Here is a 13399-nt window from a genome sequence, read left to right as displayed (position 1 = left end):
AGGGCGCAGGCAAAAGACCTACTTGCGCTTGAGAATATTCTTCAGTTTTTCGAGGCCGCCGCGCCTGCTTTTGCGCAACACGGAGCGGCCTGTGATGGTGTGGGCGATCTGCGAGAAGGTTTCCGCTATTTGCGATTTTTCATCCATCTCGCTGATCATTCGGCCGCTATTGGCGGCATTTCCGAATAATGATGCGTCGAACGGGATGATCGCGATCGGTTCGATTTCAAGCGGCTCAAGGAAATCCGCCGGCGCGATTTCCGGCCGTTTGGGCATGCCGACCTGATTGAGAACGAGATGCGGCAACTTATCGTTGGGTCTCAGCTTTATCAGCGCGTCGAAGAGATTCTTCGTATTGCGCAGGTTTGCCAGATCGGGAACGGCCGTTATGACCACCTCGTCGGCTTCCGCAAGGACTGCCCGCGTCCAGTCGCACCATTGGTGGGGAAGATCGAGAACCGCAACCGGGGCGCTGCGCTGCAAAACTTCGAGGATCGGCAGAAAGGCCTGACGATCGAGATCGTAGGTGCGGTCGAGAAGAGACGGCGCTGCCAGAAGCGACAGATGATCGGAACATTTCGTCAAGAGACGGTCGAGAAACACCTCGTCCAGTCGCTCCGGCGAAAAGACCGCTTCAGCCATGCCCTGGGCAGGATCCTGATCGAAATCGATATTCGCCGTTCCATAGGCAAGGTCCATATCCGCCAGAATGGTTTCCGTGGAAAAAAGACTCGAAATACCGAAGGCGCAATTATGCGCGATGGTGGACGAGCCCACACCGCCCTTGGCGCCAATGAAGGCGATGTTGCGGCCGAGCGGCTCCGCTTCCGGATCGACGAAGATCGCGGCGATCGAACCCAAAAGATCGGCCATATTGACCGGGGCGACGAGATATTCGGAAATACCGTTGCGGATGAGATCGCGATAGAGCGTTATGTCATTGTGCCGGCCGACGATGATGACGCGGGTGGAAGGATCGCAAACCTCCGCCAAAGGGGCGAGATCGTCCAGCAGCGAGGCGGGTGCGCTTGCTGTTTCGAGAATGATGAGATTGGGCGTGGGTGACGTGGAAAACATCGTGGCTGCCGCATTGATGTCACCCTTGGTCACCCGCAGGGTTACCTTGCTCATGCGCCGGTCGCTGGACAATGCGTCCATGACACCTTGCATATTGTCGCTGACGCAGAAAGCGTGAACGGAAATGCGGGGCAGGGGCCGCAGGTGGTCCATATCCGAAGCGCGCACGGGCGGCTCGGCTTCTGTGCCGCCGCTTGGCTTGATATCGTATTCTACAGCGCTCATCGTCTTTCCTGCCGTGACAAATGTTGGATCCGCATCAATCTGTTGACGCGGTCGAAGTCTTACCGCGATAGGTGTCGATGACGACCGCGCGGCGCTCGGCATCGATCGGGCTCATGCCGCGCGGGCCGACGAGATCCATGGGGTTGGCGATCTGCGCCGCGAGATTGCTCTGGGACGCGCATCCGAAATTGTACCAGTTCTTGTTGGCGAAGGTATTATCCGAGAGGTCCTCGGGCCATTGGCCGCACTGGCCAGTCATGGCGGTAACCGCGACATAGCTCAGCCGGATGGGCGCGGCGTCGCCATTCGGGGAGGCGGCATAGTTCGTCTGCATGATTTTTCCTGGCGCGACACCCGCGCCTGAAAGCGCTGAGCGAATCTGTTTTGCCATTCGTGATGCTGCCGCGGAGTTGGCGGAGCCGGAAGGTATTTGAATATTGACTATGCCTGTCGACATGGATGCATAGTTCTGGGCGAAGCCACGAACATTATCTGCCATCGCAGTGGTCAAGCGGCTATCGCCGGCAGAAACGGGTATGTCGAGCGAGTGCTCGGCTTCGGACAGCGTAATCGGGTGGCGGGTGCGATAGTCATCGGGGATCGCGTTGGTCGTCATGGGGTCACGGGCGCAGCCCTGTAGCAACCCCGCAACAACAGCGACGACAGCCGCAAGGCCGATCTGTTTTGCGAAAGGGCGGTGAGTGTTTGCGTGCATGATGTCACCTGCGCGGTCCGGGCCTGTTGTGAAGATGGGATTTCGTGCACCTGTCGTCATTTGTAGATGAACCCCACTGATCCCTGATAGGGCGCCGCCTTAACCTGATCATTGCGGCCATAGACCTTGTTGACGCGGTTCATGAAATACATGGCGGCGTCGTTTTCCGGGTTGAAGTTGTCATCCGGCCGGGCGATCTGGTTGCGCGCGACGGGCCGTACCAGATAGGGCGTCGCGATGATAACCAGTTCCGTTTCGTTGCGCAGGAAGTCCTTGCTGCGGAAAAGCGTACCGAAGATCGGAATTTTCGAGATACCCGGAAGGCCGGACATAGCTTGCCTGACATTGTCCTGGACAAGGCCCGCGATCACGATCGATCCTCCCGAGGGAAGTTCGACCGTCGTGGAGGTCTCGCGCTTGCGCACGGACATATAGGTCGAGCCTGGAACGCCCCGCCCGTAATTACCGGTGACGACATTCCCTTCATAGGTGGGTTCGGAGACATTTGTCTCGATCTTGAGACTTATTCTGCCCGGTGAAAGCACCACCGGCTTGAAGTTCAAGGTGATGCCGTAGTCTACCGTCTGTGTCTCGCGTATGACTTTGCTCGGCTGTTTCGTCTCGTTATCAATCTCGATTTCTTGTGTAGCGGCAAGTCGGAAGTCACCGCCCACGTAAAATTTGGCCTGCTCGCCGGAAATGGCTGTCAGGCTCGGCTCTGCCAGGGTGCGCATGACGCCGGCCTGCTCCATGGCGTTGAGGTAGGAAGCGAATCTGAGGGAGCCAGAACCAATCGCACCACTGGCGATCCGGGACGCTCCATCGATTGCGTTGCCGAGATTGGACGGATTTGCGAATTCGAAACCATTGCCGCTCGTTGTACTGCCGATCGACCCATTGAAGCCGAGTTGTTTCAGAACCTGCCTGCTGACTTCGGCAACGGTGACCTTCAGTGTTACCTGATCTTCACCCTCAATCGTCAGCATGTTGACGATTTGCGATACCTGCCGGCGCTCGGCAAAAATCGCCGCATCGCCACCATTGTCGCCGCCCGTCAGCGATATGTTGCGTGTGGTGGCCTCACCGCCCTTTAGAAAGGCGTCCGCCAGTTGCACGGCGCGTGCGGAGTCCTGCGGTGTGCGCACCGATCCCGTCAGAACGATATTGTCCGAAACGATTTCCACCTTGATGTCAGACTCGGGAATGAAGCGGCGAATATTGGCCTCAAGCCCGGAAATATCGCGCTCCACCTCCAGATCGAGGCTGACGATTTCCCTGCCGCCGTCACCGAAAATGAAAATATTGGTCTGACCGACCGTTTTACCGAAGAGATAGATTCGTCTGGACGTGCGGGTCACGGCATCGGCAAGGCTCGGATCGGCAACAAGGATATCGTGAGCATCTTCAGGCAGGTCGATAACCAGCGCCTTGTTTAAACCCAGTTTCAAGCGTTTGCGAGTGCCGGCACCGCTTTCGGTGATCCGCACGACGCTTGCGCTTTGCGCCTCTGCTTCGCTGAAACGCAGAAATTTGGGGGAGTGCTGCCCGGGGATGCCTGAAAAGGCAAGGCAGAATGCGAGCCCACCCGCCATCGATGAACGCAGGCGTTGTTTGAGACGGTTTGTCATGAGCCCCCCGGTCATTGTGAAGCTCCTTGACCGCTCTTCACGATCGAGCCGGATTTGATTACCTGAATTTCCGGCTGCCCGGAGCTTCCGCTGAGAAGATGGCCGGCCGAAAGCGTATCGTTTTCCTGTGCATCGGCGACGGAGCGCAAGGCGAGCGTGAGACGATCAGCCATCTGTTGCGCCACTGTGATGATCTTTGCCTGTTCCGGGGTCAGTTCGAGTGTAGCGGTTGCGCCGACGACCGCCGACGTTCCGTCCTCGCCTTCCTTGATCTGCTGATCGATCGCCAGGACGCGGACATTGTTCAAAACGTTTTCGGTCAGAAAGTTATTGTTTTCGCCCTTGCGGACCATGATCACATCGACCCGGTCGTTCGGCAGTACGAAACCGCCTGCACCTGTCGAGACGGAAATCTCGGTGGCGACGGCGCGTTTTCCGGCCGGCAAAAGGGAGGACATGATGCGCGTGCTGGAATCGACCACTTTTTCCGGCCGGATCGGTTCACCTTCGAACAAAGGCAGTCGCACGACTGCGCCCGCGAGTTCGGTGATGGCGTCAGGCCTTTTTGTTTCCGTGATGAAACTGTCGACCACATTGCCCTGTGGCCAGGGTGTCCAGCGCACGGAGCTGTCGTTCAGGCGGCTGCCGACGGGCAGGTTGGCCGAAGAGACGAGAACGTTGACCGTCGGTTCTTTCTGGATGATCGTTTCCGCTTTCTCGATGACCTGCTTGGCACCGGAAATCTGCATGGCGACAATGCCGGCAAGACCGGCGGCTACAAGAGCGACAGAAAGAATGACAATACGCGACGGTTTCATGCTCGATCCTTGAGGGAATCAGATTCTTCTTCCCCGAGGATGGCGTGTGATTGGTATAATTATGGTTAATAGTGTGCTTGGATTTGTGGTTAAAGAGCTATTAAAGCTAGGCTGAGTAGCAATTATCTAGGAAAGACTGGCAATCGCGGCTTTAACAAGCGGTGCCTCGCCATAGGTCATCAGCCCGGCGGCGGCGATGCCGATACCGTAGGGAACTTTTTTCGCGACCAGCAGCGAATCCGGGATGGGCATACCAGCTGCCATGATTTGTTGTGAACGGGAGCGCAGAAGCAAAATGCCGATTGTAAGGAAGCCGCCAAGAAAGGCGACACCGAGCAAGAATTCTATGAGCGATATGTTGAAACCATACCAGCATGCCGCAGCTGTCAGGAGCTTAGCGTCGCCTCCGCCCATGACATTGGCGGCAAAAAGCGCAAAACAGGCAAAAAAAACGATGGCGGCGGCCAAAAGACTCATTGCCAAGGTCTGCCATCCCATGCCGGTGAAGGGGGCAACTACTATAAAACCTAGCAACAACACCAGCGGTATGCGGTTAGGTATTGTCATGTTGAACAGATCGTTCAGCGCAGCAAACGTCAGGCACAAAGGCAAAGTTAAAAAGATTGCTGCGACGACCATAAATTCGCCTTCCCAGAATATCGGTGTAGTGGTGATGACTGATATTCAGATGACTAAAAATACGAAAGATGGCCGCCCTTTGTAGGGCAGCCATCTCGAAATTTCTTAGCCTTTAATTGCCAGACGCCGTGGCGGCCGTCGTCATCTTAGTGCCAAGGTTTGTGAACAGCGTGCCGATCTGGGTGCCGACAGTCGTTGCACCGCCAATGATCGCAACGGAAATAAGCGCAGCAATCAGGCCGTATTCGATGGCGGTCGCACCGGATTCGTCCTTGAGGAAACGAGCGAAAATCTTGGTCATGAGGTCTCTCCTAAATCTTGTTTGGTTCAGCACGCCGACAACTGTTCTCCGTTGTTCGGTTGCCTTCAAACTACAGCCGAGCGATTTCCAAGCGCTTAAAAAAAACGATTAATTCAAAGTAAACGGCAGGATGAGTTTCTCTTGGTAAACAAACAAGAAAAGTAATTTCTGTATTTTTATATTTGCTGATAAACAAATGTATTTTGAGCCTGTCCGGTTATCTCTTCCCTGCAAGTGTCGTTTCACAGGGGCGCACATGTTCGGTTTTGGAGCGTGTCAAGAGACATGAAAATATCATCTTGTTACACACGGCCATGGTCTGCTTAGAGGATTTCAGCAATTTAACGCTTCATTCACTAAAACCACGCATTCTCTAGCGCAAGAAAATGTGCGGATAATGAGCAAGGGCCAAAAGCGTGACATCCGGAAAACTGACGAAAATCGTGGTCGGCTTGTCCGCTATTTTTGGAGCAGCGGCGCTGCCTGTTTTTGCTCAGGAAGATTTATTACGCGTTTCGATGAATCACGCCCGTGTTCTCCGTCTCGACCGTCCCGTGAGCAAGGTTATCGTCGGCAATTCCAAGGTTGCAGACGCCACGGTTGCCGATGCCACCACGATTGTTCTGACAGGCCGCAGTTTTGGCACGACCAATCTCGTGCTTCTGGATGCCGATGGCAATCCTATCGTGGATGAACGGATTCTCGTCTCCATCGACGAGGGCAATACGGTGCGTGTTTTCCGCCAGACGGAGCGGACCGTTCTGTCCTGTACGCCGAATTGCGAACAGCATTCGCAAAATAGCGGTGACAAGGACGCTCAGCCGTAACGCCGCAACATCAATCATAGATTCTGACAGGATGGCAGCCTTCCGCTAACACGGGAACGGCCTTTTTTCGGGTTTTCCCATCGGTGGGAAGGCAAAAAACAACATGCTCCCCGGCGTTTGCCGGTCGGCTATATGTTGCTGTTTTTTTGGCTAAGTATTTGATCTGGCTAAGATCAAAAATGGAATGGTGCCCAGAAGAGGACTCGAACCTCCACACCCTTGCGAGTACCAGCACCTGAAGCTGGCGCGTCTACCAATTCCGCCATCTGGGCGACGGAGAGCGATGTACGAGGGCAGCCGCCCGGTGTCAACAGACTTTTTGAACTTTTATGACGATCATTGATTTTAAAGGGAAAAAACTTGGTTGGCCTTGTTGAAACATGTCGCCGGGTCAGTTGTCGAGGCCTTCGTGCTTCGTTCTGTCCACATGGCCGAGGTCGCGTTCCGGGTCGATGATGTCACGGATTCTCTGTTTGAGTTCTTTTGGACCGGGAAAACCGCCATCGCGTTTGCGTTCCCATATGGTTGTGCCGTTAACGGTGATCTCGAACAGACCGCCGGTTGAGGGAACGAGGCTGACTTCGCCGACATCAGAAGCGAAGGTCTGCAGGATTTCCTGCGCCATCCAGCCTGCCCGAAGCAGCCAGTTGCATTGTGTGCAATAGCGGATGGTTATGCGGGGTTTGGTTTCGGTCATCCTCACGTCTCCTTCGCTGCCTGCCAGAAATAATGTTCACGATAATGTCAACTATAACACTCATGTTTTTACCGGGCGCATGCTTGTCCTTACCATGCGGCTTTGCGAACAGAGAAGCTGTTGAAGGCTGAAACGTGGAGATCCTATGGCCCAGTTCGAGAATAATCGTCAGCGTCTTTTCGTTCCGGCGGTCGCACCGCTTTACAATGCGACGCATGATCTGGTGGAGACGATCCTGCGCGTCACGGCAGGACTTCTTCTCGTTACCCATGGGTTCGGCAAGATCGTCAATCCTTTTGGCGCAGTCGGCATGGTGGAGAGCCTCGGCTTTTATCCAGGCGTCTTCTGGTCGCCGCTGCTTGCTGCCACGGAATTTTTCGGAGGAATTCTGGTCGCTATCGGCCTGTTTACACGGCCTGCGTCCTTTGCTGCCATGATCGTTCTTCTGGTAACGGTTTATTTTCATGGCATCGTGAAGGCGGAAGGTCTGGGCGGCGCGGAAAAATCGATTCTGTGGGCTGCGATTTTCCTGTTCTTCGCCGTGCGCGGCGGCAACCGGCATTCGGTAGACGCCAAGCTGGCGCGTGAATTCTAAGGCGGATCAGGTCGGGTCATCCGCCAGTTGTCGTTCTGACGTTACTGCGGCTCTTGAAAATAGATTTTTCTCGTGGTGAAGCTGGATTCGATCGGCACTTTTGGCCGGTTGAATCCATTGCCGTCTCCACGAGGTTTCATGCGCGTCGCAATTATAGAAAATATGGCGGGTACGCCGCATGGGCAGCTCGGTGTCGCGCTGCAAGAAGCGGGGGCGGAAATCCACGTCATCCGCGCCTATGCGGGTGAGCCTCTCCCAAGGGATGCCGCCGACCATGATGCGCTTGTCGTTCTGGGCGGTGAACAGAATGCGCTTGACGATGCGCTTTATCCCTATCTTGCCGATCTTTCCCTTCTCATGAAAGCCTTTGGCGATGCTGGCAAGGCGGTCATGGGTGTGTGCCTCGGCAGTCAGTTGCTGGCGCGTGCCTATGGCGGAGAGAATATTCTCTCGGGGCCGCCGGAATTCGGTTGGCAGGATGTCTCCCTGACGGAAGAGGGCGTGTCCGATCCGCTATTGGCCGGGCTGGAAAAGACCTTCCCCATTTTTCAGTGGCATTGCGATACATTTACGCTTCCGCCGGACGCCACGCGGCTTGCGACCAATGGCGCGACACGAAATCAGGCCTTTCGCATCGGCCGGGCAGTCTATGGCACGCAATTCCATTTTGAGGCCTCGACCGCCGTGGTTGATGGCTGGTGCGCGGCGTTTCCTGCTTCCGTCGAAAGAATGTCCCCAGGCTGGCTGGGGAATTATCGTGACAATCGTGGCCCGCGCGCAGAAATGGCGGATGCAGCCGGGCTGGAAATCGCTCGAGCCTGGGTACGGCTCATCCAGATCGCCGATTTTCCGGTGCGAAAGTGATCGAGGCCGAACAGAGTTGCGGCTGATGGACTACCGCGCGAAAGGAGACGCAAAGATCATGTACAAATTTGAAATCTATCAGGACAAGGCCGGCGAATACCGGTTCCGCTTCAAGGCATCCAACGGGGAAACAATGTTCTCGTCGGAAGGATACAAGGCAAAGGCTTCGGCCATCCATGCGATCGAATCGATCAAGAGAAACTCCCCCGGTGCCGACACCGTTGATCTGACCGCCATGACGGCCTGAACCCCGCCGCCGCGCGAGAATTCGATCCGTTTCGCCTGCCAGAAATGACGGGCGCATTGGCGGGTGCCGACGTAAAGATAAGATTCAGTCTTTTTTGATAATCTTCCGTTAGCATTTGTATTTCGAGGTCTCCGGGCGGCATCAGAGCGCCCCCGATTTGTTTTGCGTACGGGTTCTCATGCGTTCATCGGCTGTGCCAGCACTCTTCTTCGGTTGCTTCCTGCTTGGAGGCTGCACGTCCAGTTCCGGGCCGGAAAGCCTGATGGTCGGCTTGCCTTCAAAGGAAACGACGAGTTCGGTCACGCCATCCGCACCGGTGCCGCAGGCAGGCGTCGGTACCCAGGCCATCGCCGCTCAGCCACGGCAGGAAGTTCTGGCATGGGGTGGGCCGGTGCCTGACGAACCCAAGGCCTTTTCCGCTGTCACCCCCAAAGCGTCCTTGACGCAGGATGCGCCTGAAGTCCGTTTGCCGGTTCCGGCACAGTCGGCCGGAATGGTGCGGCCGACGGAGCGCCCGGTACAGTTGGCCATGGCGGCGGCCCCGGCGGCGAGCGCCGGCGCGCAGGTTCGTTCACGCATTTTCCGCTCCAGCTTCAGCGATGCCAAGCCGATCAATTTCGGCAGGGTCCAGCCGCGTCATTTCCAGGTCCACGGGGTGGATGTATCCCGTTGGCAGGCCAATATAAATTGGCCGCAGCTGCGCACGCGCGGCGCCAATTTCGCCTTCATCAAGGCGACGGATGGCGGCGATCATCTTGATCCGATGTTCCGCACCAACTGGCAGCGCGCGAAGGAAGCCGGTATTCGCCGCGGCGCTTACCACTTCTTCTACTGGTGCCGTAACGCCAGCGAACAGGCGGATTGGTTCATTCGCAATGTACCGCGCGATCCGGACGCGCTGCCGCCGGTGATCGACGTGGAATATAACGGCGAATCGAGCTGCAAGATGCGCCATTCGCGTGAGCGCGTTCTGGAAAAGATGCGCGTCTTCATGGACAAGCTCGAGCGCCATTACGGCCAGCGGCCGATCATTTATACGGCGCCCGATTTTTACAAGGACAACCTCAAGGGCGAATTCCAGGATTATCCCTTCTGGCTGCGCGCCGTCGCCCAGCATCCGTCCGTGGTGTATCCCGGCCGCAAGTGGCTGTTCTGGCAATATTCCGGTTCCGGCCTGTCGCATGGCGTCGATGGCCGCATCGATCTCAACGTCTTCAACGGCAGCGAGGACGCATGGCATCGCTGGGTGGAGCGTCGTTCGAGCTGACATCGTTCGAGCTGAGGATGGCAGCCGTCAGCGCGCGAATTTCCGCGCGCCTGCAACACAGAGAACCACCACAAGCGTAACGGCGATCATGGCCGGGCTCACCTCCTCATGCAGTAGGGTTGCGGCAAGTGCGAGCCCGAAGAAGGGCTGAAGCAATTGCAGCTGGCCGACGGCGGCAATGCCGCCAAGCGCCAGTCCGCGATACCAGAAGATGAAGCCGATCAGCATGCTGAACAGGGAAACATAGGCAAGGCCGGCCCAGGCCTGCGGGTCGATGCCGGCAAGCGTTTCCGGCCCGGTAAAGAAAGCAAGCGGCAGCATGACCGGCAGGGAAAGAACCAGCGCCCAGGAAATGACCTGCCAGCCGCCCAGCTTGCGGGAAAGGGCAGCACCTTCCGCATAGCCAAGCCCGCAGACGATGATTGCCCCGAGCATCAGAAGATCGCCGGCAAGTGAGGCCTCAATCCCGGCGGTAAACGAATTCGACAGGGAAAACCCCGCAACGAGCGCGCTTCCAAGGCAGGAAAAGAGCCAAAATACCGGGCGTGGGCGTTCTCCGCCGCGCAGCACCGCGAAGATTGCCGTTGCGAGCGGCAAGAGCCCCACGAAAACGATGGAATGCGCCGAGGTAACATGCCGCAGGGCCAGCGCTGTCAGTAGCGGGAAGCCCACCACGACACCCAGTGAGACGATGAAAAGCGATGTCAGGTCATCGCGCGCCGGGCGCCTTTGCCGGAACAGAAACAGCAGCGTCAGCGCCAGCAGGCCGGCAATGCTGGCGCGGGCGACAGTCAGGAACACCGGATCGAAACCCGTTACCGCAATGCGCGTCGCGGGCAGCGACCCGCTGAATATCACCACGCCTGTCAGGCCGCTCAGCCAGCCGCTCGTCATCTTGTCCATCGTCAACTCCTGCGTTTTGCCTTTCTTGATCTGGAACGGCTGGCAGGAACAGCGACAATCATATACAATTTCAACAAACTGTTATGGTATCAAAAACGGTACAGTTGGAGGAGAGTGTGGACGGACCGGTCGTTGCGGGCACGCGCATAGAAAAGGTGATGGCAAGTGTGCGGCAACGCATCGCCTCGCGCAGCCTCGTGCCGGGCGCGCGCCTGCCGTCGGTCAGGGCGCTGGCGAAAACCATGCAGGTTTCCACCTCCACCATTGTCGAGGCCTACGATCGGCTGGTGGCGGATGGTACGATAAGCTCGCGCCCCGGCTCCGGTTTTTTTGTTTCGGGTCCGCTTGCGCCCCTGTCGCTCGCCGATATCGAACCGCAGCTTGACAGGGCGGTGGATCCTTTGTGGGTTTCACGGCAGGCGCTGGATGAAAGTTCCGTTCTTGCCAAACCCGGTTGCGGCTGGCTTCCCACGTCGTGGATGCCGCAGGAGGCGTTGAGGCGAGCCATGCGCGGGCTTACCCGCGCCGACGCAGCCCTGCTGACGGATTATGGTGGCCCGATGGGGCTCTTGCCGCTGCGCCAGCTTCTCTCGCGCAGGTTGGCCGAACACGGGGTGCAGGCGGGCCTCAACCAGATCATGCTCACCGACTCCGGCACACAGGCGATCGATCTTCTGTGCCGTTTCCTGCTGCAACCGGGGGATACGGTTGTTGTCGACGACCCGTGTTACTTCAATTTCCACGCTCTCTTGCGGGCGCATCGCGTGAAGATCGTCGGTGTTCCCTATACGCCGACCGGACCGGATCTTGTGCTTTTCGAGCAGGCGCTGAAAGACCATCAGCCCCGGCTGTACATCACCAATTCCGCAATCCATAATCCGACAGGCGCAAGGCTTTCCGCCGTTTCCGCCCATCGCCTGCTAATGCTCGCCGAACAGGTGGGGCTGACCATCATCGAGGATGATATTTTTGCTGATTTCGAAACCCAGGCAGCGCCCCGCCTGGCTGCTTTTGATGGTCTGAACCGCGTCGTCCAGATAGGCAGTTTTTCAAAAACCCTGTCGGCCTCCGCACGGTGCGGTTTCATCGCAGCACCCATGGCATGGGTGGACCCCCTAACCGATCTCAAGATCGCCACCACTTTTGGCGGCACGCATTTTTCGGCGGCGCTCATCCTCTCGCTTTTGACCGATGGCAGCTACCGCAAACATGTCGAGGCGCTCAGGCAGCGTCTTGCGGCGGCGATGCCGGAGGTGGCGGCGCGTCTCAGGTCGGTTGGATGTGTGCCGTGGATCGAACCGCAGGCGGGCATGTTTTTGTGGTGCCGCCTGCCGGACGGGGTTGATGCCGCCGATGTGGCGCGCCGCGCCCTTTCGCAGCAGGTGGTGCTGGCCCCCGGCAATGTGTTCAGTTCCTCGCAGAGCGCGTCCGGTTTCATGCGTTTCAACGTGTCGCAAATGGCAGGTCCACAGGTCATGACGGTGCTGGCGGAGGCGCTTCAGCAGGCGGTTGAGCCTCGTCGGTCGTAAGCGCTCTGGGCCAAATCGGAACAAAATCTCGTGAACGCCGTTTTCTCCGCAGAATGAAGAGGAGGAAACACCATGACATTCGATCCCAACAACCCGCGTCCGGACCGCGATCTTCGTCCGGAAGTGAATATCAGTAATGAACCGCGTGCCCGCACGTCGTCGTCCTGGGTGCCGTGGTTGGCGATCATCGTCGTCGTATTGGTGGGCGTTTTCGCCTGGTCGCAGATGAGCGGCCCGACCACCGATCCGGCCACGACATCCTCCACCACGCCGCCTGCGGCAACGGATCAGGCACCGGCCCCCATGGCTCCGACCGCTCCGGCAACACCGCCTGCGAACGATACTGCACCGGCAAGCCCGAATACGGGCGGCACGCAGACCCAGCCGTAACGAGCCTACTCATACAATAAAACCGTCTGCCTCAGGGCAGGCGGTTTTTCTTTGCGAGATGGGCCCTTTTCCGCCCCCTAAAGCTGCTCCATTGCGGAAGGGTGGTTGGAAACCCTGGACCAGCGGCTGATGGACTCTTGCGCCAGCTGGGAAAGGGCAATGCCTCCGAAACGGGACAGCAGAATGTTTTCCGCTTCTTTCATGGCGTCAAAAAGTGCTGCATTGACAGCCTGTTCGATAACGCAGTTCGGGTTGTCGCCAGCCAGCCCGATCGAGAACAGTTCCGGCGCGCCAAGCGCCCGGTAAATATCGAGCAGCGTGATTTCGCTGAGCGGCCGCGCCAGTACCCACCCACCGCCATGGCCTTTTTCCGACGAGACATAACCATGCTCGCGCAAGCCCGCCATTGTCCTGCGCACCACCACCGGATTGGTCTGAAGCATCGCTGCGATGCTCTCGGATGTCGCTGCACCCTTATGATTTTCCATATGGATCAGAATATGCAGCACCCGTGAAAGGCGCGTGTCGTGTCTCATTGTCCAAACCCGCCTGTTTAAAACGACGCTACCACTTTCGATGTGACGTAACAATATAAGTTGCGTGACTATTGACTCCGAAAATCACGTAACAATATAAGTATCGTGAAATGAACGGGCACTTCCGCCTCTTTCCTGAAA

16 protein-coding genes and 1 tRNA gene are annotated in these 13399 nt (G+C 57.3%); 7 read left to right on the top strand and 10 right to left on the bottom strand.

Annotated elements, in window-relative coordinates:
- Positions 1 to 18: 18 nt before the first annotated feature.
- The 6 genes from AGR1_RS12295 to AGR1_RS12270 form a co-directional block, all read right to left on the bottom strand.
- On the bottom strand, positions 19 to 1302 hold the full coding sequence (locus tag AGR1_RS12295) for a CpaE family protein (protein ID WP_080791671.1): 1284 nt from the start codon (positions 1300 to 1302) through the stop codon (positions 19 to 21).
- 34 nt (positions 1303 to 1336) lie between these two features.
- A complete protein-coding gene (locus AGR1_RS12290) occupies positions 1337 to 2017 on the bottom strand; it encodes a CpaD family pilus assembly protein (protein WP_080793286.1) in 681 nt (226 codons plus the stop codon).
- A gap of 56 nt (positions 2018 to 2073) precedes the next feature.
- On the bottom strand, positions 2074 to 3660 hold the full coding sequence (locus AGR1_RS12285) for a type II and III secretion system protein family protein (RefSeq protein WP_080791669.1): 1587 nt from the start codon (positions 3658 to 3660) through the stop codon (positions 2074 to 2076).
- Positions 3657 to 4463, bottom strand: coding sequence for a Flp pilus assembly protein CpaB (gene cpaB, locus AGR1_RS12280; protein ID WP_149147017.1), 807 nt, complete (start codon positions 4461 to 4463; stop codon positions 3657 to 3659). The genes AGR1_RS12285 and cpaB overlap by 4 nt, the downstream gene beginning before the upstream one ends.
- Positions 4464 to 4589: 126 nt before the next feature.
- The gene (locus AGR1_RS12275) at positions 4590 to 5102 is read right to left on the bottom strand and encodes a prepilin peptidase (protein ID WP_136902983.1); all 513 of its coding nucleotides are present in this window, start codon (positions 5100 to 5102) and stop codon (positions 4590 to 4592) included.
- Positions 5103 to 5214: 112 nt separating this feature from the next.
- On the bottom strand, positions 5215 to 5403 hold the full coding sequence (locus AGR1_RS12270; RefSeq protein ID WP_080791662.1) for a Flp family type IVb pilin: 189 nt from the start codon (positions 5401 to 5403) through the stop codon (positions 5215 to 5217).
- 416 nt (positions 5404 to 5819) lie between these two features.
- Here AGR1_RS12270 and AGR1_RS12260 point away from each other — a divergent pair, with 416 nt between their 5' ends.
- Positions 5820 to 6230 (top strand): pilus assembly protein N-terminal domain-containing protein, encoded by a 411-nt coding sequence (locus AGR1_RS12260; RefSeq protein ID WP_162927456.1) that lies wholly within the window; start codon positions 5820 to 5822, stop codon positions 6228 to 6230.
- Positions 6231 to 6415: 185 nt separating this feature from the next.
- On the opposite strand, the gene AGR1_RS12255 is transcribed toward AGR1_RS12260, so the two are convergent.
- Together AGR1_RS12255 and AGR1_RS12250 are read right to left on the bottom strand one after the other, a co-directional pair.
- Positions 6416 to 6502: transfer RNA gene (locus tag AGR1_RS12255), tRNA-Leu, on the bottom strand.
- A 119-nt stretch (positions 6503 to 6621) separates the two neighbouring features.
- The gene (locus AGR1_RS12250) at positions 6622 to 6927 is read right to left on the bottom strand and encodes a SelT/SelW/SelH family protein (protein WP_080791658.1); all 306 of its coding nucleotides are present in this window, start codon (positions 6925 to 6927) and stop codon (positions 6622 to 6624) included.
- A 145-nt stretch (positions 6928 to 7072) separates the two neighbouring features.
- Between AGR1_RS12250 and AGR1_RS12245 the strand changes: the two genes are divergently transcribed.
- The 4 genes from AGR1_RS12245 (at position 7073) to AGR1_RS12225 (ending at position 9900) form a co-directional block, all read left to right on the top strand.
- Positions 7073 to 7522: a DoxX family protein gene (locus AGR1_RS12245; protein WP_142913755.1), complete on the top strand. Its 450-nt coding sequence runs from the start codon at positions 7073 to 7075 to the stop codon at positions 7520 to 7522.
- Between the two features lie 138 nt (positions 7523 to 7660).
- Positions 7661 to 8386: a type 1 glutamine amidotransferase gene (locus tag AGR1_RS12235; RefSeq protein ID WP_187772126.1), complete on the top strand. Its 726-nt coding sequence runs from the start codon at positions 7661 to 7663 to the stop codon at positions 8384 to 8386.
- 58 nt (positions 8387 to 8444) lie between these two features.
- On the top strand, positions 8445 to 8633 hold the full coding sequence (locus tag AGR1_RS12230) for a YegP family protein (RefSeq protein ID WP_059759498.1): 189 nt from the start codon (positions 8445 to 8447) through the stop codon (positions 8631 to 8633).
- Positions 8634 to 8811: 178 nt separating this feature from the next.
- Complete coding sequence (locus AGR1_RS12225) at positions 8812 to 9900, top strand: GH25 family lysozyme (protein WP_080791653.1); 1089 nt, start codon at positions 8812 to 8814, stop codon at positions 9898 to 9900.
- A gap of 27 nt (positions 9901 to 9927) precedes the next feature.
- Here AGR1_RS12225 and AGR1_RS12220 read toward each other — a convergent pair whose 3' ends face one another.
- Positions 9928 to 10803, bottom strand: coding sequence for a DMT family transporter (locus AGR1_RS12220; RefSeq protein ID WP_149147014.1), 876 nt, complete (start codon positions 10801 to 10803; stop codon positions 9928 to 9930).
- Positions 10804 to 10919: 116 nt separating this feature from the next.
- Here AGR1_RS12220 and AGR1_RS12215 point away from each other — a divergent pair, with 116 nt between their 5' ends.
- Complete coding sequence (locus AGR1_RS12215; protein WP_187772125.1) at positions 10920 to 12332, top strand: PLP-dependent aminotransferase family protein; 1413 nt, start codon at positions 10920 to 10922, stop codon at positions 12330 to 12332.
- A 72-nt stretch (positions 12333 to 12404) separates the two neighbouring features.
- A complete protein-coding gene (locus AGR1_RS12210; protein WP_080791645.1) occupies positions 12405 to 12722 on the top strand; it encodes a hypothetical protein in 318 nt (105 codons plus the stop codon).
- Between the two features lie 77 nt (positions 12723 to 12799).
- Here the strand turns inward: AGR1_RS12210 and AGR1_RS12205 are convergent, their stop codons facing one another.
- Positions 12800 to 13258 carry an Rrf2 family transcriptional regulator gene (locus AGR1_RS12205; protein WP_077984493.1) on the bottom strand — a complete coding sequence of 153 codons (459 nt, stop codon included), beginning with the start codon at positions 13256 to 13258 and terminating at the stop codon, positions 12800 to 12802.
- Positions 13259 to 13399: the final 141 nt, after the last annotated feature.

This window comes from Agrobacterium sp. B1(2019) (genome assembly GCF_008274755.1).
Classification (GTDB): domain Bacteria; phylum Pseudomonadota; class Alphaproteobacteria; order Rhizobiales; family Rhizobiaceae; genus Agrobacterium; species Agrobacterium salinitolerans.
Note: the sequence above shows the minus strand (reverse complement) of the source record. Positions and strands in the feature narration are given on the sequence as shown.

Excerpts from the sequence above, each read along its gene's own strand:
- AGR1_RS12295 (WP_080791671.1), bottom strand. The coding sequence starts at position 1,302 with ATGAGCGCTGTAGAATACGATATCAAGCCAAGCGGCGGCACAGAAGCC.
- AGR1_RS12290 (WP_080793286.1), bottom strand. The coding sequence starts at position 2,017 with ATGCACGCAAACACTCACCGCCCTTTCGCAAAACAGATCGGCCTTGCG.
- AGR1_RS12285 (WP_080791669.1), bottom strand. The coding sequence starts at position 3,660 with ATGACCGGGGGGCTCATGACAAACCGTCTCAAACAACGCCTGCGTTCA.
- cpaB (WP_149147017.1), bottom strand. The coding sequence starts at position 4,463 with ATGAAACCGTCGCGTATTGTCATTCTTTCTGTCGCTCTTGTAGCCGCC.
- AGR1_RS12275 (WP_136902983.1), bottom strand. The coding sequence starts at position 5,102 with ATGGTCGTCGCAGCAATCTTTTTAACTTTGCCTTTGTGCCTGACGTTT.
- AGR1_RS12270 (WP_080791662.1), bottom strand. The coding sequence starts at position 5,403 with ATGACCAAGATTTTCGCTCGTTTCCTCAAGGACGAATCCGGTGCGACC.
- AGR1_RS12250 (WP_080791658.1), bottom strand. The coding sequence starts at position 6,927 with ATGACCGAAACCAAACCCCGCATAACCATCCGCTATTGCACACAATGC.
- AGR1_RS12245 (WP_142913755.1), top strand. The coding sequence starts at position 7,073 with ATGGCCCAGTTCGAGAATAATCGTCAGCGTCTTTTCGTTCCGGCGGTC.
- AGR1_RS12235 (WP_187772126.1), top strand. The coding sequence starts at position 7,661 with ATGCGCGTCGCAATTATAGAAAATATGGCGGGTACGCCGCATGGGCAG.
- AGR1_RS12230 (WP_059759498.1), top strand. The coding sequence starts at position 8,445 with ATGTACAAATTTGAAATCTATCAGGACAAGGCCGGCGAATACCGGTTC.
- AGR1_RS12225 (WP_080791653.1), top strand. The coding sequence starts at position 8,812 with ATGCGTTCATCGGCTGTGCCAGCACTCTTCTTCGGTTGCTTCCTGCTT.
- AGR1_RS12220 (WP_149147014.1), bottom strand. The coding sequence starts at position 10,803 with ATGGACAAGATGACGAGCGGCTGGCTGAGCGGCCTGACAGGCGTGGTG.
- AGR1_RS12210 (WP_080791645.1), top strand. The coding sequence starts at position 12,405 with ATGACATTCGATCCCAACAACCCGCGTCCGGACCGCGATCTTCGTCCG.
- AGR1_RS12205 (WP_077984493.1), bottom strand. The coding sequence starts at position 13,258 with ATGAGACACGACACGCGCCTTTCACGGGTGCTGCATATTCTGATCCAT.